A 19,479-nucleotide genomic window follows, 5' to 3' on the forward strand; every position below is an offset into this window, starting at 1 on the left:
GAGCCGCACCCGCTGACGGAATGCACCGGAGGATGCCGGTCGTCGCGGTGGGATCAGCAGCTCGGGCCGGCAGCCCTCGCTGTGGCCTGTCAGTCGTCGAGGTCGTCGATGACGTGCCGCAGGTACCGACGCGGCTCGGCGAGGAAGCTGCGGTGGTGCGTGACGACGTCGAGCTCGTCCCACGTCGTCGACCGGATGCCGTGCTCCCCCAGTTCCAGCACGCTCGCGCCCGGGATGGCGGCCAGCACCGGCGAGTGGGTGGCCAGCACGACCTGGGTGCGCGGGCGACGAGCCATCTCGGCGAGCTCGGCCACGAGGTGCAGCTGCGCCTGGAACGACAGCCCTGCCTCCGGCTCGTCGAGCACGAACAACCCCTCGCCCCGAAACCGCCTCGTGCCGAGCAGGGCCACGAACGACTCACCGTGCGAGAGCGTGTGGAAGGCGGGGTCGGTCGGTCCGGGGTTGGTGTCGAGCCAGGTGAACAGCCCGTGCATCGTCTCGGCCCGCACGAAGTAGCCCCACCGCGGCGCCCCCGGGTCGCGTACAACCGTGACCCACTCGTGCAGCGGCGACTCGCTGGCGTGGGTGCGGTGGGTGGCCCCGGTCGAGCCGCCCTCGGCGTTCATGCCCGCCGCCATCGCGAGCGCCTCGACGAGTGTCGACTTGCCCGAGCCGTTCTCCCCGACGAGCACCGTGCAGGCGGCCAGGTCGATGCCGTGGGCCAGGACCTGCGCCACCGCGGGGATCGTCACGGGCCAGACGTCGGATGCCGGCAGCTCGGCATGGCGCGCTCGCTCGAGGCGGCGCGCTGGAAGGCCTTCGGTCCACGGGCGGCGAGCGGACGGCATCCGGCCACGCTAACCCCCACCACCCACACCCCGTCCCGGCCCGTAGGCTTGTGGATCGTGACCGAGAGCCCGACCCCCGCCCTCCCCGAGATCGGCCTGCCCGAGCAGATGCGGGTCCGCCGCGACAAGCGCGACCGTCTGCTCGCCACCGGCAGGCACGCGCACCCCGTCGCCGTGCCGCGCACGCACTCGCTGGCCGAGGTCCGCGAGCAGTGGGGCCACCTCGAGCAGGGCGAGGAGACCCAGGACGTCGTCGGCGTCGCCGGCCGCGTGGTCTTCATCCGCAACACCGGCAAGCTCGCCTTCGCGACGCTCCAAGAGGGGGTCGGCACGCGCCTGCAGGTCATGCTGAGCCTGGCCGAGGTCGGCGAAGAGGCCCTGGCCGACTGGAAGGCGCACGTCGACCTCGGCGACCACGTGTTCGTCGAGGGTCGGGTCATCAGCTCCCGGCGCGGCGAGCTGTCGGTGATGGCCAGCCACTGGGAGATGGCGAGCAAGGCCCTTCGCCCGCTTCCGGTGCTGCACAAGGAGCTGTCCGAGGAGAGCCGGGTCCGCCAGCGCTACGCCGACCTCGTCGTGCGCCAGGAGGCCCGCGACATGGTGCGCACCAAGGCTGCGGCCCTGCGGGCGATCCGCGGCGTGCTCGACGACCAAGGCTACGTCGAGGTCGAGACCCCCGTGCTCCAGCTGATCCACGGCGGCGCCGCTGCGCGCCCCTTCCGCACCCACCTCAACGCCTTCGACCAGGAGATGGTGCTGCGCATCGCCCTGGAGCTGAACCTCAAGAAGGCCGTGGTCGGCGGGGTCGACCGGGTCTACGAGATGGGGCGCATCTTCCGCAACGAAGGCGTCGACGCCACCCACTCGCCCGAGTTCACGATGCTCGAGGCGTACCAGGCGTGGGGTGACCAGACCTCGATCGGCGCCCTCATGCGCGACCTCTACCTCGGCGTCGCCGACGCCCTGGGGTCGCGCGTCGTGCAGACCCCTGCCGGGGAGATCGACCTCGACGGCGAGTGGCGCTGGCTGCCCGTCTATGACGCCGTCAGCGAGGTCGTCGGCGAGACCGTCACGATCGACACCCCCAAGGAGACCCTGCTCGGGTACGCGGCGACCCACGGGGTGGAGGTCGACCCGGGGCTGGCCAAGGACAAGGTGTTCCTCGAACTGCTCGGCGAGCTCGTCGAGCCCGGCCTGCTCCAGCCGACCTTCCTGTGCGACTACCCGGCGATCGCCCAGCCCCTGGCCCGCCCGCACCGCGAGAAGGAAGGCCTGATCGAGGCCTGGGACCTCATCATCGCCGGCGTCGAGCGCGGCACCGGCTTCTCCGAGCTCGTCGACCCCGTCATCCAGCGCGAGGTGCTCACCAGCCAGTCGCTGCTCGCCGCCGGGGGCGACCCCGAGGCGATGCAGATCGACGAGGACTTCCTGCGAGCCCTCGAGTACGGAGCACCACCCATGGGGGGTCTGGGCTTGGGCGTCGACCGCCTCATCATGCTCTTCACCGGGTCCACCATTCGCGAGACCATTCTCTTTCCGCACCTCAAGCCGGAGGCCTGACATGTCCTCGATCTGGCCTTATGTCGCCGGAATCGTGCCGACGATTGTCGTCGCCACGATGTTCTACTTCCTGATCAAGAGCATGCTCGAGGGCGATCGTCGGGAGCGTCTCGCACAGAACCGCTTCGAAGCCGAAATGGACCGTGCGGGGCGTAGCGGTGCACGGTCACCTTCGGATTCCGTACCCCCACCGAAGGCCCCGGGAATGACGCCCGACACCCCGTCGACGTCGGGCGACGACGCCCCCTGATTACTGGACGCATTCAATTGCCCGAGGAATGTTGTCCACAGGGCAATTCCCACTTCTCAGAATGTGCTGCTAAATTGACCGCGGCATGTTGCTACGTGCCGCGGATGATATCCGCAACGACCTGAAGGGAAAACCATGGCTAAGAAGGTCCAGGTGCTCCTCGTCGACGACCTCGACAAGAGCTCCCCTGCTGACGAGACCGTCTCGTTCTCACTCGACGGTGTGAGCTACGAGATCGACCTCACCTCGGACAACGCCGCAAAGCTGCGCGACGACCTCGCCGTGTGGATCGGCCACGCCGAGCGCACGGGTGGCCGTCGTTCGACCGGCCGCTCCACCGCCGGCAAGACCTCCGGCCGCAAGGACGTCGGCGCCATCCGGGCGTGGGCCCGCGACAACGGCCACACTGTCAACGACCGCGGTCGCATCTCCGCCGAGATCCAGGCCGCCTACGACAAGGCGCACGCCTGAGCCTCGACCCGAGCACCGCAGCGGCATCCGTCGACCCGACGGGTGCCGCTGCACGCATGTCACGCCGCCACGCGTGGCTGACGTTCACCGCGGGCGGACCGCCGCTCGCCCACACCCTCATGACGGATGCCGTGGCGTGGCAACGCGCGCTGCGCTCGCTCCAGAGCCGCTGGTATGCCACCGACGCGCCACCGCAGGTCGCTGCGGCGTTCGTCCTGCAGTGGCTGCTGCAGGTTCCGGCCCACACGGGTGCCCACGCCGCCGCGAGCGGCCCGTGGCGTGCCGACCTGACGCACCTGTCCTTCGCGCTCGATCCCGCCACCGTGCCGCGAGAGGTGCGGCTGACCGGCCTCGTCGCCGACGAGGGGTCGCTCGAGGAGCGGCTCACCCGGGCCGAGCGCGACTACCGCGCGGTCGCGCAACCGCTCGCGACGGCATACGAGTCGCTCGTGCGCCTCGGCCCACACACCCGGTCGATGATGGTCGACGACATGTGGAACGCCGCCCGGCGCGAGGCCTCGTCGGCCGCGGGGTTGCTGCGCCCCGGCGCCACGCCTCGGGCCTCGTGCTGCCTGCTCTATGCCCTGCCGGGCTGTGTCGAGTGCGCCGGGTGCCCCCGCCTGCGCCCCTCCGCAACGTCCGGCACCCTGGTGCCCTGAGCAGCCAACCTGCCGGACGCAAGGAGCAGCCCCGACGGGACGTCCGGCATGTTGGTGGTCTGGACGACCAAGGTGCCGGACGCAAGGGGTCAGGGGAGGTCGGCGAGCAGGTCTGCGTCGCGGGCGACCCGCTCGAGCACCTCGTCGAACATCAGCTGCCGAAGCGACCCCGCCTCGACCGCACCGCGTTCGACCTCGTCCCACGTGCGCGGCGCCGCGACGCAGGGCAGTTCCCGCCCCCGCAAGGAGTAGGGGCTGATGGTGGTCTTGGCCGCCACGTTCTGGCTCCAGTCGAGGAAGACCTTGCCGGGCCGCAGCGACGTGTTCATCTTCCACAGGATGAGGTCAGGGTGCTTCTTCGTCAGCTCCTGCGCGAGATGCATGACGAGGTCGCGCACCTGGTCGCTCGTGAGGTCACCCCCGAGGGCCGCGTAGAGCTGCATCCCCTTGCTGCCCGAGGTGACCGGGTACAGCTCGAGCCCGAGCGCGGCCAGCCGCTCGCGCACGAGCAGGGCCACCTGGGCGCACTCGTGCAGCCCGGCAGGCTTGCCCGGATCGAGGTCGATGACGAGGCGGTCGGGGTTGCCGCGCTCACCCTCGTCGGTGAGGGTCCACTGCGGCACGTGCAGCTCGAGCGAGTTGAGATTGACCAGGTACGTGAGGTCTGCGAGGTCGCCGATCAGGGGGTAGACGACGTCGTCGACCGGCATCCGGGGCAGCCAGCTCGGCGCGCCCGAGGGCAGGTTCTTCTCGAAGAAGAACATCTGGTCCTGAACGCCGTGCGGGTAGCGCACCCTCGTCACCGGGCGCCGCGCAAGGTGCGGCAGCATCAACGGCGCCACCTGCGCGTAGTAGCTGAGCACCTCCCCCTTGGTCGTCTCGGTCGAGGGGTACATGACCTTGTCGAGGCTGGTGAGGCGGAGCCGGCGACCAGCCACCTCGACCCGAGTGACCTCGGGCACGAAATCAGGCATCCTCGACCTCCTCGAGGTCGGCGGGCACGAGGTCGGTGCGCACCCCGAGGTATGCCGGTTGCCGCAGTCGGTGTTGCCCCGTCAGTTCCAGCGCACGCACCTCGATGACGACCCGAGGCTGCACCCACGTCGTGCCGACGGCGTCGATCGAGGGCACGTCGTCGTCGAAGGGCGAGTCGTCGCGGCTCAGCGGGCGCAGGCGCATTGCGAGCGCCTGCCCGGCCGTTCCGGCCAGACCCGAGCCGACCCGGCCGGCGTACCGCCAGCCACCGGCACCGTCAGGCAGGCCCACGAGGACGGCCCCGAGCCGTCCCGCCGACCCGACCTCCGGGCGCCAACCACCGACGACGACCGAGTGGGTGACCTTGTGGGCGCTCTTGCGCCAGTCGGACGAGCGGCGCCCGGCGGCGTAGGTGGCCGATCGGCGCTTGCTGACGATGCCCTCGAGGCCCTGCTCGGCCGTGGCGGCCAGCAGGTGCTCTCCGTCGTCGTGCACCGCGGGCACCTGCCAGGTGGGGCCGGTGAGGTCCAGCCGTTCGAGCAGTCCCCGCCGCGCCGACCACGGCTGGTCGGTGAGGTCGGCCCCGAACAGCCGCAGCAGGTCGAAGACCATGAGCGTCACCGGGCGGGTGGCCGCCAGCCGCACCGCCTTGCGACGGTCCGAGACGTGCATGCGCTCGGTCAGGGCGTGGAAGCTGGGCCGGCCGCCGTCGAGGGCGACGACCTCGGCATCGAGGAGCATGTCGTCGTAGGCCTCCCCGAGGCCGGCGAGCTCGGGGTAGGAGGCCGTGACGTCCCGCTCGTTGCGCGACCACACGCGCACTTCGCCGCCGCGCACGTCGACGAGCACCCGCATCCCGTCCCACTTGACCTCGTGCACCCAGTCGGCACCCGTCGGCACCCGGTCGGCCGCCGTCGCGAGCATCGGCCGCAGCGGCGCGCGCGCCGAGGACGGCTCGTGGGAAGAGGACGGGGTAACCACGGGCACCATCCTGCCCGCGATGAGTGCGGAAGTGGCGGCCCCAGCGACCACTTCCGCACTCACGGCTGGGCATACGCTGGGAGTCTGCGCTGACCGCGAGACGCCGCGGACGGCATCCGGGAGAGGTGGCGACCATGAGGGCGATCTGGAAGGGCGCGGTCTCCTTCGGCCTGGTCAACGTGCCGGTGCGGCTGTACTCCGCGACCGAGAACCACGACGTGCAGTTCCGTCAGGTGCACCGCGAGGACGGCGGGCGGATCAAGTACAAGCGCACCTGCTCGATCGACGGCGAGGAGGTGTCGTACGACGACATCGCCAAGGGCTACGAGACCGAGGACGGCGACATGGTCGTGCTCACCGACGAGGACTTCGCCGACCTGCCGAGCCGCACGTCCAAGGAGATCGGGGTGACGAAGTTCGTCCCGGCCGACCAGATCGACCCGATGTGGCTCGACAAGTCGTACTACCTCGAGCCCGACAAGGCCGCCACCAAGCCCTACGTCCTGCTCCGCGACGCCCTGGAGTCCGAGAAGCGGATGGCCATCTGCACCGTCTCCATCCGCACCCGGATGACGATGGCGGTGCTGCGGGTGCGTGACGGCGTCATCGTCATGCAGACGATGCTCTGGCCCGACGAGGTGCGCGCCGCCGACTTCGCGACGGTGACCGACGACCAGCACGCCACCGAGCAGGAGATGGCGATGGCCAAGATGCTCATCGACCAGCTCGCGGGCGACTACGACCCCGACGACTACGAGGACGACTACGCGATCGCCGTCAAGGAACTCGTGCGCGCCAAGGTCGAGGGCGGCGAGGTGCGCGTCAGCGCGGCCGAGCCGGAGGAGAGCGGCGAGGTCGTCGACCTGCTGGCGGCGCTGGCGCGCTCGGTCGAGAAGGCCAAGGCCGCGCGGGGTGAGGCTCCCGAGCCGGCCCCGGCCAAGGCCCCGGCCGAGAAGAAGAAGGCCACCAAGACGGCGGCCGCCGAGGAGACGGCGGCCGCCAAGAAGACCGCAGCCGGGAAGGCTCCTGCCAGGAAGACGGCGGCGAAGAAGGCCGCACCGAAGAAGGCCAGCTGACCGTGACCGGCGAGCACCCCCAGCCGACCTCGACACCGGAACCCTCGGAGCCGCCCCACGAGGTGCACGCCATCGGGGCGCCGGCCCGCCGCGCGCTGGCGAGCGCCGGGTTGACGACGTGGGATGCCGTGGCCGCCACCGCGGACCGCGACCTCCTGGCGTTGCACGGCTTCGGGCCCAGGGCCCTGCGCATCGTCCGGGAACTGAGGCCGCATGCCTGAGGGCCACACGCTGTTCGCCCTCGCCCGCGACCTGCACGAGGCCTTCGCGGGCACCACCCCCGAGGTGACGAGCCCCCAGGGCAAGTTCGCCGAGGGGGCGGCCCTGCTGAACGGTCACGACCTGCTGCGGGCGACGTCGCGCGGCAAGCACCTGTTCGTCGAGTTCGCCGACGACCGCTGGCTGCACGTGCACCTGGGCCTCATCGGCTCGTTCACCGTCGACAGCCACGAGTGGACCGCGGAGGTGCCGGCGGTCGGTCAGGTGCGGCTGCGGCTGCGCACCGACCAGCACATCGCCGACCTTCGCGGGCCGACGCTGTGCGAGGTGGCCACGCCCGAGAAGATTGACGGCGTGCTGGCTCGCTTGGGCCCGGATCCGCTGCGCCCCGACTCCGACCCGGACGCCGCCTGGGCCCGGATCAGCCGCTCGTCGCGCCCCATTGGTGAGCTCCTCATGGACCAGGCGGTGCTTGCCGGCATCGGCAACGTGTACCGCTCGGAGGTGCTCTTCCGGCACCGCCTGTCGCCGTTCACGGAGGGCCGCCTGCTGCGCCGAGCGTCCTGGCGCCTCATCTGGGACGACCTCGAGCGCCTCCTGCCCCTCGGCGTCGCGACCGGCCGCATCGTCACCGTCGAGGAGCAGGTGCTCGAGGTCGAGGCGGCGCTCGGTCGCGGCGGGGTGCCGCACCTCACCGAACGCTCGTCGTCGGTCTACAGGCGCGCGGGGATGCCGTGCCCCGCCTGTGGGTCGAAGGTGCGTACGCGCGTGGTCGCCGGCCGCAACCTCTTCTGGTGCGGTCTCTGCCAGCGTCGCCGCTGAGCGATGACCGCCGGGCCGCGCAGCTGACGTCCAGCCCTGCGGCAATCCGGGATGCACGCGCGGCAGCAAGCCGGCGCCCAGGGCAGGCCTTGCCTCTGCCGGGCCCCCTGCGACACACTGACCGCGTGCCGAACCGGGATGCAGCGGCAGGTGGCGCTCTGGCGGGGCACGCTTCCCGGCTGGGCGGCCCCACTCGACGTGCCGCGCTCACCGGCCTGGGCGGTGCGCTGCTCGCAGCGTGCACCGACGGCGGTTCCGGTGATCCATCACCCTCGGCGACCCCCACGGCACTGCCCACGCCGACCCCGCTGCCCTCGGCCCAGCGCAGACTGGTTTGGGCCACCTGGCCCGAGTACATCGACGTCGATGACAGCGGCTCGCAGCGCCCCTCGCTCGACCGCTTCACCGCCGAGACCGGGATCCCGGTGACCTACGAGGAGGTCATCGAGGACAACGAGGAGTACGTCGCGACCATCGCCGACGACCTGGCGGCCAAGCGTCCCGTGGGCGCGGACATCCTCACCCTCACCACCTGGATGACGGCCCGACTGGCCCGCAGCGGCCAGCTCCAGCCCTTCGGTCCCGTCCCGAACGCCAAGAACCTGATTCCCGCCCTGGCCGCGCCCGACTGGGACCCGCAGCAGCGGCTCTCCCTTCCCTGGCAGGCCGGCCTGACCGGCATCACGTACGACGCCCGCCGCGTCGGCCGGGCCATCGGCAGCGTGGAGGAGCTGTTCACCAGGCCTGACCTCAAGGGAAAGGTCGGCTTCTTCACGGACTTCAACGACAGCATCGGGCTGACGCTGCGTTCCCAGGGCAACGACCTCGCCACCGCGACGCCGGACGACGTCAGCGCGGCCACGGCCTTGTTGCGTGACGCGACGGAGCGCGGGCAGATCGCGGGCTTCTACGGCAACGACTACCTCGAGGCCCTGGACTCGGGGGCGCTCGTCGCGTCCCTGGGCTGGTCCGGCGACATCCTGCAGGCGCAGGCCGACAACCCGTACCTGAAGTTCGTGCCCCCGGAGGAGGGCCTCGTGATCTGGTCGGACAACCTCGTCGTGCCGGCAGGGTCGTTGCAGGCCGCGACCGTCACCGCCCTCGCCGACTACTACTACCAGCCTGAGGTCGCCGCCACCGTGGCGGCCTGGGTCAACTACATCTGCCCCGTGCAGGGAGCCCAGGAGGCCATGGAACGGCTCGACCCCGACCTTGCGGCGAGCCCCCTCATCTTCCCGGACTCCTCCATCCTCGACCGCTGCTACCAGCTGCCCACCTTTGCGGCCGATGACGAGCTCCGGGTCCGTGACGAGTTCGCGGCAATGGTCGCGGCGAGCCGGCGATGACGTCATGAGCGAGCCACGTGGAGGACGGCACCGGTCCGACGGACAGCGACGGACCGAGACCCGGCGCACGGCCGGCGGGCGAGGACAGCACGCCAGCGCGCGCACCTCGAGGCGAGGGCGCGCGGCCGCTGTCGTGGCCGGCATCCTCGTGCTCGCGGTCGGTGGCGGGTATGCCGTGCAGCGCCTGGTGTCGGACGACGGCGCTGCGCAGGCAGCGGGCGCCCCGTGCGACCCGGCGACCCTCAGCGTCGTCGCGGACCCCGCCATCGCCCGGGCTCTGACGACGGCGACGGCAGGCCTGGCTCCCGGGGCCGACGGCTGCGTCAGCGTCACCGTCACGAGCCAGCCCTCGACGACGACCGCGGCCGAGATCGCTCGTGCGGAGGGCACCGGCCTGGGCGGATCCCTGCCCGATGTGTGGGTGCCCGACTCGAGCCTGTGGGTCGAGAAGGCCAAGGCCACGCCGGTCGGCGCCACCCGGCTGACGGGTGACGCGACGACCGTGGCCACGACCCCGGTCGTCATCGCCCTGGCCCGCAGCACGGCAACCGAGCTGGGCTGGCCGGACACGCAACCCCGCTGGGCCGAGCTGGCCGCTGGGAGCCCTGGGATCGCCAGCGGCAGCCCGGACCCGCAGGAGAGCGCCGCGGGCCTGGCCGCCCTGCTGGCGCAGACGGATGGCCGGAGCACACCCGAGGCGGTCGCCGAGGTCAGCCAGCGCCTCACCGTTCCGCAGGCCGGAGGCCGCACTCCCGCCCAGCTCGTCGCGGACGGGACGTACGACGCGATGCCGACCACCGAGCTCGACGTCCTGACTGCCCAGACCGCCGCAGGCGTCCGGGGGTCGGTCGTCGCCGCCTACGACCCGGCTCTCGGCCCGGCCCTCGACTTCCCGATGCTCCTGCTCACGACGAAGGAAGGGCCCGACACCGCGCGAGCCACCGCCTACGCCGCGCTCGTGCGCGCCCTCGACACGGACGCCGCGCGTCAGGCCCTGACCGAGGCGGGCCTGCGCACCCCCGAGGGTGAGCTCGACGACTCCTTCGGCGCCGAGCTGGGGGTCGCCGAGGGGGACCTGGTCGACGGAGAGCGCCCCGACGGGGCACAGGTGACGGCCGCCCTGGACTCCTGGGCCCTCGCGGGCCGCCGCTCCCGCCTGCTGGTCGTCGTCGACCGGTCGGGGTCGATGCGCCACCCCATCCCCGGCGGCTCGATCGCGAAGTCCACGTTGGCCCAGGACTCGCTGCGTCGCCTCGTGGGCTCCGCCGCCCCGGACAGCGACCTGGGCCTCTGGTCCTTCACCACGAACTCACCCGGTGACGACATCCAGGCCCTGGTGCCGCTCGGTCGCCTCGATGCCACGGTCGGCTCCGTGCCGCGCCGTGAGGCCCTGACCACCGCCATCGGCACGCTCACCCCCTCTCTCCAAGGCGACACGCCCCTGCACCGCGCCGTCATCGCGAGCTACGCGTCGGCGCAGCAGGACTACGCCTACGGGCGGCTCAACGCCGTCGTCATCGTCACCGACGGGGTGAACGACGACCCCGGGCAGTCGATCAGCGAAGCCGCCGTGCTCTCCCAGCTGCGCCAGCTCTACGACCCGATGCGCCCGGTCCGGATCATCACGCTGGGGTACGGCCCCGAGCCGGACCTCGCCTCCCTGCAGCGGATGGCCGACGTCACCGGTGGCCAGGCCTTCAAGGGCCTGACGGAGCAGGAGGCGTCGACCCTGCTCGCCACGACATTGGCGAAGCTGTAGTGCGCCGGACAGTGGGCGTCCGGCGCGGCGACGTCCGGCGCGGCGACGTCCGGCGGGTGGTGCGCCACGGCATCCGGCGACGTGCCCTGCGGCGCTATGCCGAGAGCGAACGCGGAACACGCCGACCCACTGTCCACGTTGGACACCCTGACCTCGACGCGACCCGAGGTGACCGTTCGTCGGCCACCGACGGGCCACAGCCAGTCGGCGCGACTAGCATCGAGGGGACTCGACCGTCAGGAGAAGCACCATGTTCGAACGGTTCACCGACCGCGCCCGCCGCGTCGTCGTGCTCGCCCAGGAAGAGGCCAGGGGCCTCAACCACAACTACATCGGCACCGAGCACATCCTGCTCGGGCTGATCCACGAGGGCGAAGGCGTCGCGAGCAAGGCCCTGGAGAGCCTCGGCATCTCGCTCGAGGCCGTGCGCGAGCAGGTGCAAGAGATCATCGGCCAGGGCCAGCAGGCGCCCACGGGCCACATCCCGTTCACCCCGCGCGCCAAGAAGGTCCTCGAGCTGAGCCTGCGCGAGGCGCTTCAGCTCGGCCACAACTACATCGGCACCGAGCACATCCTGCTCGGCCTCATCCGTGAGGGCGAGGGCGTGGCGGCACAGGTGCTCGTCAAGCTCGGCGCTGACCTCTCCCGCGTGCGCCAGCAGGTCATCCAGCTCATCTCGGGCTACCAGGGCGGCAAGGAGGGAGCCTCCGGTGGCGGTGGCTCGACCCAGGGCGGCCCCGCAGAGGGCACCCCGGCCGGATCGCTCGTGCTCGACCAGTTCGGTCGCAACCTCACCTCCGCCGCCCGCGAGGGCAAGCTCGACCCGGTCATCGGGCGCGAGAAGGAGATCGAGCGGGTCATGCAGGTGCTATCGCGACGCACCAAGAACAACCCGGTGCTCATCGGTGAGCCCGGCGTCGGCAAGACGGCCGTCGTCGAGGGCCTCGCGCAGGACATCGTTCGCGGTGAGGTGCCAGAGACCCTCAAGGACAAGCAGCTCTACACCCTCGACCTCGGCGCCCTGGTCGCCGGCAGCCGCTACCGCGGTGACTTCGAGGAGCGCCTGAAGAAGGTGCTCAAGGAGATCCGCACCCGCGGCGACATCGTGCTGTTCATCGACGAGATCCACACCCTCGTCGGTGCCGGCGCGGCCGAGGGCGCGATCGACGCCGCGTCCATCCTCAAGCCGATGCTCGCCCGCGGCGAGCTGCAGGTCATCGGGGCCACGACGCTCGACGAGTACCGCAAGCACATCGAGAAGGACGCGGCGCTGGAGCGACGTTTCCAGCCGATCCAGGTCGCCGAGCCGACGCTGCCCCACACGATCGAGATCCTCAAGGGTCTGCGCGACCGCTACGAGGCCCACCACCGGGTCTCCATCACCGATGCCGCGCTCGTGGCCGCCGCCAACATGGCCGACCGGTACATCAACGACCGCTTCCTTCCCGACAAGGCCATCGACCTCATCGACGAGGCCGGGGCCCGGTTGCGCATCCGCCGGATGACCGCACCGCCGGACCTGCGCGAGTTCGACGAGCGCATCGCCGCGGTCGTGCGCGAGAAGGAGTCGGCGATCGACGGGCAGGACTTCGAGAAGGCCGCGCGCCTGCGCGACGACGAGAAGAACCTGCGCGCCGACAAGGCCAAGCGTGAGGCCGAGTGGAAGTCCGGCGACATGGACGTCATCGCCGAGGTCGACGAAGAGCTCATCGCCGAGGTCCTGGCTGCGTCGACCGGCATCCCGGTCTTCAAGCTGACCGAGGAGGAGTCCAGCCGCCTGCTCCACATGGAGGACGAGCTGCACAAGCGGGTCGTCGGCATGGACGACGCCATCAAGGCGCTCTCCCAGGCCATCCGTCGCACCCGTGCCGGCCTGAAGGACCCCCGCCGCCCCGGTGGCTCGTTCATCTTCGCCGGCCCGACGGGCGTCGGGAAGACCGAGCTCGCGAAGACCCTGGCCGAGTTCCTCTTCGGCGACGAGGACAGCCTCATCCAGCTCGACATGTCCGAGTACAGCGAGAAGCACACGGTCTCGCGCCTGTTCGGTTCGCCTCCCGGCTACGTCGGCTACGAAGAGGGCGGCCAGCTCACCGAGAAGGTGCGCCGCAAGCCGTTCAGCGTCGTGCTCTTCGACGAGGTCGAGAAGGCGCACCCGGAGATCTTCAACAGCCTGCTCCAGGTGCTCGAGGACGGCCGACTCACCGACTCGCAGGGTCGGATGGTCGACTTCAAGAACACCGTCATCATCATGACGACCAACCTCGGCACCCGGGACATCTCCAAGGGTTCGCTCGGCTTCTCGGCCGGCCCCGACACCCGCTCGGACTACGACCGGATGAAGGCCAAGGTCATCGACGAGCTCAAGCAGCACTTCCGCCCCGAGTTCCTCAACCGCGTCGACGACACCATCGTCTTCCCGCAGCTGAGCCAGCCCGAGATCGTCCAGATCGTCGACCTCGAGATCGCCAAGCTCGACAAGCGGCTCAAGGACAAGGACATGGGCCTGGTCCTCACCCCGGACGCCAAGAACCTCCTGGCGACCAAGGGGTACGACCCCGTGCTCGGTGCGCGGCCGCTGCGCCGCACCATCCAGCGCGAGATCGAGGACGTGCTGTCCGAGAAGATCCTCTTCGGCGAGCTCAAGGCCGGCGAGATCGTCGCGGTCGACGCCACCGGCGAAGGCAAGGATGCCGTGTTCACGTTCGAGGGTGCCCCGAAGAACCCCGACATCCAGGACACCGTGGTGGCCATCGAGGGCTGACCCGGTCTGGGGATGGCATGTCGAGTTCTGACCAAGACTTGAACATCCCCATACCCAACGCGTCCCGACCCTGATCCAGAATTGAGGTGTGCAAGGGCCTCCTGGGACTCCTTGCACAGGCGGCCCGCCTCCACCCCTGCGGTGGCGGGCCGCCGCCATGTCCGGACCCGGTCAGTGCACCCCTCTCGCGGTGGTGACGGTTACGCTCCCCTCGTGCCGTCCGACGACCTGTCACCCGAACCGCCAGCCGCGCCCGCAGCACGTGCCATGGTGCGCGCGGCCCGCACGAGCGACGTGCGGGCCATCCGGGCCCTGGTCGCCCCCCAGGCCGAGCGCCGGGTGCTGCTCAACAAGGAGGCCGTCGCCTACTACGAGTCGGTCTCCGACTTCGTCGTGGCCGAGATCGCCGGCGCGGTGGTGGGCTGCGGGGCACTGCACGTGTTGTGGGAGGACCTCGGTGAGGTCCGCACCCTCGTCGTCGATGAGTCCGCCCTCGGGTCGGGCGTCGGTTCGGCGGTGCTGCGGCGGCTCATCGAGCGAGCCCGGGAACTGGGGCTGAGCCGGCTGTTCTGCCTGACCTTCGAGACCGAGTTCTTCCAGCGGCACGGCTTCGAGGTCATCGAGGGCCAGGCTGTCGACCCCGAGGTCTACGCCGAGCTGCTGCGCAGCTACGACGAGGGTGTGGCCGAGTTCCTCGACCTCGAGCGCGTCAAGCCCAACACCCTGGGCAACACCCGGATGCTGCGCAAGCTCTAGGAACCGCTCGAGCCGCAGCACGCAGGCCCTGACGCAGGTGTCACCGCGCCGGGGTTCAGGTCAAGCGGTCGAGCATGCCCTGCATCTGCGTGATCTGCTTGCCCTGGGTCACCGAGATCTCGTTGACGGTCTCCTCGACGAGTTCGGCCATGGAGTTGTCGCTGTGCTCGTCGACCATGGCGAGCGCCCCCTGGTGGTGGCGGATCATCAAGGTGAGGAACAGCCGGTCGGCCTCGCGGCCCGTCGCCGTGGCCAACTGCGCGATCTCCGCCTCGGTCGCCATGCCCGGCATCGAGTGCGCGCCGTGGTCGGCGAGGTTGGGGTTGGTCGCCTCCGGGGGCACCTGCGCGCCGTGGGACTCGAGGTAGCCGGCCATGGCGTCGATCTCGGGGCGCTGCTCGTCGCCGATGCGCGAGGCGATGGCCGCCACCTCGGCATCCTCGAGGGAGCCCTTCACGGCATCGACCATGACGATTGCCTGCGCGTGGTGGACGATCATCTCGCTGAGGAAGCGCTCGTCGGTGGGCAGGATGCTCACCGTCGCCGTCGGTGCGGCAGCCGACCCGGTGATCGTCGCGTTCGGCTGCCCCGGGGTCCCGGGCTGCAGCACCGGAACAGTCGGAGCCGGTGCCGTCACGACGGCTGCCGGCTCGTCACCGCTGCAGGCTGCCACGAACAGGACGAGGGATGCCGTGGCCGCTGCGGCGAGGAGTCGGGTGTGCGCTCGTGCGGTGCCAACGAGTCGGGCAGGGGTCGTCACGCGCGTCACTGTAACCCGAGAGGGCGCGCAGAAATAGAAAAAGATTCCTGTGCACCAAAACCCCCACGGAGCCCGATCTTCCGCCATCGTGTCCCGCACCACGCCCCCACACCGGGGAGGATCCGTCAACCACGGAGACGACCCGGCCCAGTAGATCGAGGTGGACATGAAGCGAACGCGACTTCTTGCGGTTGCAGCCGCGGGAGCCCTGATGATGGCGCTCGGCGGTGTGAGCGCCGCATCCGCGGGAGACGGCCTCAACGTCTCCGGCACCGGCCTGGCCGTTGACCAGGTCGGGTACAGCAAGAACATGAAGCACATGAGCAACACCCCGCTCGCCGGTACCTTCGCCCTCCCCGGCGCCTTCGGCACCGACCTCGCCTTCCAGGGCGAACGGGCCTTCGTCGGCAACTACAACGGCTTCGCCATCTACGACATCTCGGAGGCCGGCGCCCCCGAGGTCGTCGCCCAGGTGAACTGCCCCGGCTCCCAGAACGACATCAGCGTCCGTGACGACCTCGTCTACCTGTCGACCGACTCCTCCCGTAACGACGACAGCTGCAACAGCACGGGCCAGTCGGCGAACGTCAAGTCCTCGTGGGAGGGCATCAAGATCTTCGACATCTCCGACGAGACCAACCCGAAGTACATCAAGTCCGTCGAGACCAAGTGCGGCTCGCACACCCACACCGTGGTTCCGGGTGAGGACGCCGACTACCTCTACGTCTCGAGCTACGGCCCCTCGAACAGCGCCCCGGACTGCCTGCGCCCCCACGACCTGATCTCCATCGTCAAGGTCCCGCACGCCGACCCGACCGCGGCCAGCGTCATCGCGACGCCGGTGCTCTTCCCGGACGGTGGCAACACCAGCACCTCGGGCTGCCACGACATCACCGCCTTCCCCAGCAAGAAGATCGCTGCGGGCGCGTGCATGGGTGACGGCATCATCATGGACATCTCCGACCCGGAGCAGCCAAAGGTCATCGAGACGGTGCGGGACACGAACTTCGCGTTCTGGCACTCGGCGACGTTCAACAGCGACGGTTCCAAGGTCATCTTCACCGACGAGCTCGGTGGCGGCGGCGCGGCCACCTGCAACGCCACCATCGGCCCGAAGCGTGGCGCCAACGCCATCTACGACCTGGCGACCAACGGCGACCTGACGTTCAAGTCGTACTACAAGATCCCCCGTCACCAGGGCAGCACCGAGAACTGCGTCGCCCACAACGGATCGATCATCCCGGTCAACGGCCGTGACGTCATGATCCAGTCCTGGTACCAGGGCGGTGTCTCCCTGTGGGAGTTCACCGACTCCGCCAACCCGAAGGAGCTCGACTACTTCGAGCGCGGAGCGATCAACGCCGACAGCCTCGTGCTCGGTGGCACCTGGTCCGCGTACTACTACAACGGCTTCGTCTACAGCTCGGACATCACCAAGGGCCTCGACGTCCTGATGATCAAGGACCCGACGCTGCGCAAGGCCAACTCGGTTCGCCTGGGCGAGTTCAACGCCCAGACCCAGCCGATCTACCCCATCAAGCCCGGCAAGTGAGCCTCGCCTGAGGGAACCAGCACACGAACGGCCCACCCCGCACAGGGTGGGCCGTTCGCTGTTCTCCGACTCGACGTGCTCCGGTGCCTACGGGCGGGTCACGGTGACCGCGTCGCCGGGGCGCACCCGTCCGGGGACGACGACCCGGGCGTTGAGGCCACGCAGGCGTAATGGCCGACCCACCGACCCGTTGACGAACCGCATCGCCTCGGCGCCGAAGCGGTCGATGAACTTGGCACAACCCGTGTGCGGCTGCTCGGTCACCTCGATGACGGCGCCGCGCTCCGCCGGGTCCCCGATCGTCAGTCGCGACCCGGCCGGTAGGTTCTCGTGCGACAGGTCGAGGTCGAGGTAGAGTTGATCCCCGGCGAGCGCCCGACGGTCGGGATCCCCCGCGAGGAAACCCACCATTCTGGAGCTCATGACGTTGAGCTGCATGTCCGGGTGCGGGCCGCCGTCGGCACTGCGACTGCTGCCCCGCTCGGCCCACGTGTCGCCGACCAGACCGACGACGAGGTCGAGCTCGCCCTCGTCGAGCACCTCGCGCACTCCCGCGGCCGGCCGTCGCACCACGAGGTCGAGGGTGCCGACATCACGCGGGGCGGCGAGCAGCACGGGCAGGAAGGCCTCCAGCTCCTGCGGGGTGCGGTGACCCGAGAGGCTCGCGGGCTGGGTTTGGGAGGATGCCGGTGTCGCACTCATGGAGACCAGTGTGGCGTCCAGGGGCCCACCGTCCACCGGGATTCCAGCGCTCGACCGCCTGCGGAGCGCGTGCCGGGTCACGAGCACCGCACCGAGGAGGCCGAGCGCGGCCAGCAGCGGCCCGGCGAGCCCGACGAGCAGGGACCGGTCGGCACGTCCCGAGGCGGTCTCGGCGGCGGTCACTGCCGCGTCGAGCTTGCCCTCCTCGAGCAGCGCGACCGCTTCGGCTGCACTGTCCTGAACTCCCAGCACGCTCGCCCCGAGCGCGCTCACGGGGTCGCGGTCCGTGGCTGCGTCGTCCACGGCAGCCCCCACCGCACTGATCGCCCGGGCCGCCTCCGGCAGCGATGAGGCCAGGGCTGCGTACTGCTCGTCCTCCTCGGCCTTCTCGTACGTCTCGCGCACCGCTTCGGGGACGGGCAGGTCGCCCTGCGCCGCGGCATCCTGCACCTGCTCGACCGCAGGGCCCAGCTCGGCCACCTGCTCCGTCACCGCGGCGGCGCGATCGAAGTCCCACCGCGTCATGGCGTCCCGCAGACCCTCCGGTGGGAGCCAGTCGCCGTCCCCCGCGTCGACGGCGGCGTACGCAGTTCGTGCCGTCGCCCGGGGGGCGAGCTGAGCCCGCTGGTCGGCGGTGAGGGCCCAGGTCTGGAAGACCGCGGCGGCATCCTTGACGCCACCGCGGGTCTCCAGGATGTCCAGCCACCTGGCCCACGACGTCAGGACCCCGGCGGAGTCCCTGGTGCCGGCGGGGTCATAGGCGCTCTCGCCCCGGATGCCGGCACTCACCACCGCGGCCAGCTGGGCATCGTCGAGGTCGGCGACTAGGGCCTTGGTGGCGGCGTAGGCCGCGGGGTAGGCGTAGGAGTCGACGTCGTCGATGGGGGCGCTCGGCGACCCGCCCCACTCGTTGAGGGCCACCGCGTCACGGTCCTTCCTCGACGCCTTCGGATGGGAGACCAGCTTGCCTCCCGTGGCCTTGACGGTGCGTTCGGCGAGCACCTGGGCCAGACCCTCGTAGACCCACCGCTCGCTGAACCGTTCGCTCGACACCCACGCGTGGGACAGCTCGTGGAAGATCAGGTCGGCGTCGAGGTCCTCGCCGATGACGATCTCGTTGTCACCCGGGTCGAACCAGCCGTCGTAGCCCTGAACGGCAGGCGACGCGTCCTCCCGGATCCGCTCGAGGCCACCGGGCCACGACGTCCCGATGAGCCGTTCCAGCTCCGGCAGACCGGCGGTGACCTGCTCCGCCACGAACTCGGTCCACCGGCCGTCGTCGCGGTAGCCGTGCAGCTCCAGCGACGTCCCGGGCAGGTCCACGGTCGCCTTCTGGCTGTTCGCCGGGTCGCGCAGGGACACCACCGCCCAGAACCCGTCGGCGTCGGATGACCTGACGGTGTGGGTCGTCGTGGCGCCCTTCTCGGACGCGCTGAAGTCGTCACTCGTTGCGTCGAAGGTCATCGAGGTAGGGGCCACCACCTGCACGGTGTTTCGCCCCGGGTCGCCGAACCCGTTGACGGTGAACGTGGCATAACCGGGTCCGACCCGCGTGCTGTCGGCGGAGCGGGGCTTCTCACCCGGGACCGTGTACGTCAGCCGGATGGTCCGTGAGCGGCCGTAGCGCAGGTCCGGGAAGGAGATGCGGGCGAGCGCCGTCGACGGGTCCTTGGTGTCGCTGAGTCGGACCTTGAGCGTGGACCCGCCCGAGGTGGCCCGCACCTTTTGCGCACCGGCCGGGACCGGAACCTGGAAGTAGTTGTAGAAGAAGTAGCTGTTGCCCCGGTCGGGGGTGGTGTTGCGCAGCTCGAGGGTGACGTCGACCTTCACCACGGTGGCCTTGTCGTCGAGGACGTAGCGACTGGTCGCCCCCGTCGCCAACCCGTCGTCGGCCAGTGCCGGAGTGCCGAGCAACGCAGCCGCCAGGACCAGCATCCCCGGGCCGCCGAACCTCGATCGATGTCTCATCGTCCCCACCGCGC

At 70.5% G+C, this 19,479-nt stretch carries 17 protein-coding genes; 12 read left to right on the forward strand and 5 right to left on the reverse strand.

The genetic code is table 11. The features are described 5' to 3' along the window. Positions 1 to 89 precede the first annotated feature (89 nt). On the reverse strand, positions 90 to 848 hold the full coding sequence (locus tag C8E84_RS11025; protein WP_159902111.1) for an AAA family ATPase: 759 nt from the start codon (positions 846 to 848) through the stop codon (positions 90 to 92). A gap of 108 nt (positions 849 to 956) precedes the next feature. Between C8E84_RS11025 and lysS the strand changes: the two genes are divergently transcribed. The 4 genes from lysS (at position 957) to C8E84_RS11045 (ending at position 3,788) form a co-directional block, all read left to right on the forward strand. Next, a complete protein-coding gene (lysS, locus tag C8E84_RS11030; protein ID WP_159904770.1) occupies positions 957 to 2,408 on the forward strand; it encodes a lysine--tRNA ligase in 1,452 nt (483 codons plus the stop codon). Between the two features lies 1 nt (position 2,409). Next, the gene (locus C8E84_RS17840; protein ID WP_211675499.1) at positions 2,410 to 2,658 is read left to right on the forward strand and encodes a hypothetical protein; all 249 of its coding nucleotides are present in this window, start codon (positions 2,410 to 2,412) and stop codon (positions 2,656 to 2,658) included. A gap of 135 nt (positions 2,659 to 2,793) precedes the next feature. Then, a complete protein-coding gene (locus C8E84_RS11040) occupies positions 2,794 to 3,129 on the forward strand; it encodes a histone-like nucleoid-structuring protein Lsr2 (protein WP_159902113.1) in 336 nt (111 codons plus the stop codon). A 56-nt stretch (positions 3,130 to 3,185) separates the two neighbouring features. Then, positions 3,186 to 3,788 (forward strand): (2Fe-2S)-binding protein, encoded by a 603-nt coding sequence (locus C8E84_RS11045; RefSeq protein WP_159902115.1) that lies wholly within the window; start codon positions 3,186 to 3,188, stop codon positions 3,786 to 3,788. A gap of 89 nt (positions 3,789 to 3,877) precedes the next feature. Here C8E84_RS11045 and ligD (C8E84_RS11050) read toward each other — a convergent pair whose 3' ends face one another. Together ligD (C8E84_RS11050) and ligD (C8E84_RS11055) are read right to left on the reverse strand one after the other, a co-directional pair. Beyond that, on the reverse strand, positions 3,878 to 4,762 hold the full coding sequence (gene ligD / locus C8E84_RS11050; protein WP_159902117.1) for a non-homologous end-joining DNA ligase: 885 nt from the start codon (positions 4,760 to 4,762) through the stop codon (positions 3,878 to 3,880). After that, positions 4,755 to 5,744, reverse strand: coding sequence for a non-homologous end-joining DNA ligase (gene ligD / locus C8E84_RS11055; protein WP_484549347.1), 990 nt, complete (start codon positions 5,742 to 5,744; stop codon positions 4,755 to 4,757). The genes ligD (C8E84_RS11050) and ligD (C8E84_RS11055) overlap by 8 nt, the downstream gene beginning before the upstream one ends. Before the next feature lie 134 nt (positions 5,745 to 5,878). Here ligD (C8E84_RS11055) and ku point away from each other — a divergent pair, with 134 nt between their 5' ends. The 7 genes from ku (at position 5,879) to C8E84_RS11090 (ending at position 14,483) form a co-directional block, all read left to right on the forward strand. Beyond that, entirely contained in the window at positions 5,879 to 6,820 is a 942-nt protein-coding gene (gene ku / locus C8E84_RS11060) for a non-homologous end joining protein Ku (RefSeq protein WP_159902119.1), read from the forward strand. 2 nt (positions 6,821 to 6,822) lie between these two features. Then, positions 6,823 to 7,041, forward strand: coding sequence for a helix-hairpin-helix domain-containing protein (locus C8E84_RS11065; RefSeq protein ID WP_159902121.1), 219 nt, complete (start codon positions 6,823 to 6,825; stop codon positions 7,039 to 7,041). Next, positions 7,034 to 7,861 (forward strand): Fpg/Nei family DNA glycosylase, encoded by an 828-nt coding sequence (locus tag C8E84_RS11070; RefSeq protein ID WP_159902123.1) that lies wholly within the window; start codon positions 7,034 to 7,036, stop codon positions 7,859 to 7,861. The genes C8E84_RS11065 and C8E84_RS11070 overlap by 8 nt, the downstream gene beginning before the upstream one ends. Before the next feature lie 125 nt (positions 7,862 to 7,986). Further along, a complete protein-coding gene (locus tag C8E84_RS11075) occupies positions 7,987 to 9,207 on the forward strand; it encodes an ABC transporter substrate-binding protein (RefSeq protein WP_159902125.1) in 1,221 nt (406 codons plus the stop codon). Between the two features lie 4 nt (positions 9,208 to 9,211). Continuing rightward, on the forward strand, positions 9,212 to 10,966 hold the full coding sequence (locus tag C8E84_RS11080; RefSeq protein WP_159902127.1) for a substrate-binding domain-containing protein: 1,755 nt from the start codon (positions 9,212 to 9,214) through the stop codon (positions 10,964 to 10,966). A gap of 250 nt (positions 10,967 to 11,216) precedes the next feature. Continuing rightward, a complete protein-coding gene (locus C8E84_RS11085) occupies positions 11,217 to 13,727 on the forward strand; it encodes an ATP-dependent Clp protease ATP-binding subunit (protein ID WP_159902129.1) in 2,511 nt (836 codons plus the stop codon). Positions 13,728 to 13,994: 267 nt separating this feature from the next. Next, entirely contained in the window at positions 13,995 to 14,483 is a 489-nt protein-coding gene (locus tag C8E84_RS11090; protein ID WP_159904774.1) for an amino-acid N-acetyltransferase, read from the forward strand. 55 nt (positions 14,484 to 14,538) lie between these two features. Here C8E84_RS11090 and C8E84_RS11095 read toward each other — a convergent pair whose 3' ends face one another. Continuing rightward, a complete protein-coding gene (locus tag C8E84_RS11095) occupies positions 14,539 to 15,243 on the reverse strand; it encodes a DUF305 domain-containing protein (RefSeq protein ID WP_159902131.1) in 705 nt (234 codons plus the stop codon). Positions 15,244 to 15,409: 166 nt separating this feature from the next. On the opposite strand from C8E84_RS11095, the gene C8E84_RS11100 reads away from it, so the two are divergent. Further along, positions 15,410 to 16,795 (forward strand): LVIVD repeat-containing protein, encoded by a 1,386-nt coding sequence (locus tag C8E84_RS11100; RefSeq protein ID WP_159902133.1) that lies wholly within the window; start codon positions 15,410 to 15,412, stop codon positions 16,793 to 16,795. A gap of 87 nt (positions 16,796 to 16,882) precedes the next feature. Here the strand turns inward: C8E84_RS11100 and C8E84_RS17845 are convergent, their stop codons facing one another. Next, on the reverse strand, positions 16,883 to 19,465 hold the full coding sequence (locus tag C8E84_RS17845) for an MOSC domain-containing protein (RefSeq protein ID WP_211675501.1): 2,583 nt from the start codon (positions 19,463 to 19,465) through the stop codon (positions 16,883 to 16,885). Positions 19,466 to 19,479 lie beyond the last annotated feature (14 nt).

The sequence above is a fragment of the Ornithinibacter aureus genome, from assembly GCF_009858245.1.
Classification (GTDB): Bacteria; Actinomycetota; Actinomycetes; order Actinomycetales; family Dermatophilaceae; genus Fodinibacter; species Fodinibacter aureus.

Bases quoted from the DNA above. Each gene is read 5' to 3' on its own strand.
- C8E84_RS11025 (WP_159902111.1), bottom strand. From the start codon at position 848: ATGCCGTCCGCTCGCCGCCCGTGGACCGAAGGCCTTCCAGCGCGCCGC.
- lysS (WP_159904770.1), top strand. From the start codon at position 957: ATGCGGGTCCGCCGCGACAAGCGCGACCGTCTGCTCGCCACCGGCAGG.
- C8E84_RS17840 (WP_211675499.1), top strand. From the start codon at position 2,410: ATGTCCTCGATCTGGCCTTATGTCGCCGGAATCGTGCCGACGATTGTC.
- C8E84_RS11040 (WP_159902113.1), top strand. From the start codon at position 2,794: ATGGCTAAGAAGGTCCAGGTGCTCCTCGTCGACGACCTCGACAAGAGC.
- C8E84_RS11045 (WP_159902115.1), top strand. From the start codon at position 3,186: ATGTCACGCCGCCACGCGTGGCTGACGTTCACCGCGGGCGGACCGCCG.
- ligD (WP_159902117.1), bottom strand. From the start codon at position 4,762: ATGCCTGATTTCGTGCCCGAGGTCACTCGGGTCGAGGTGGCTGGTCGC.
- ku (WP_159902119.1), top strand. From the start codon at position 5,879: ATGAGGGCGATCTGGAAGGGCGCGGTCTCCTTCGGCCTGGTCAACGTG.
- C8E84_RS11070 (WP_159902123.1), top strand. From the start codon at position 7,034: ATGCCTGAGGGCCACACGCTGTTCGCCCTCGCCCGCGACCTGCACGAG.
- C8E84_RS11080 (WP_159902127.1), top strand. From the start codon at position 9,212: ATGAGCGAGCCACGTGGAGGACGGCACCGGTCCGACGGACAGCGACGG.
- C8E84_RS11085 (WP_159902129.1), top strand. From the start codon at position 11,217: ATGTTCGAACGGTTCACCGACCGCGCCCGCCGCGTCGTCGTGCTCGCC.
- C8E84_RS11090 (WP_159904774.1), top strand. From the start codon at position 13,995: ATGGTGCGCGCGGCCCGCACGAGCGACGTGCGGGCCATCCGGGCCCTG.
- C8E84_RS11100 (WP_159902133.1), top strand. From the start codon at position 15,410: ATGAAGCGAACGCGACTTCTTGCGGTTGCAGCCGCGGGAGCCCTGATG.
- C8E84_RS17845 (WP_211675501.1), bottom strand. From the start codon at position 19,465: ATGAGACATCGATCGAGGTTCGGCGGCCCGGGGATGCTGGTCCTGGCG.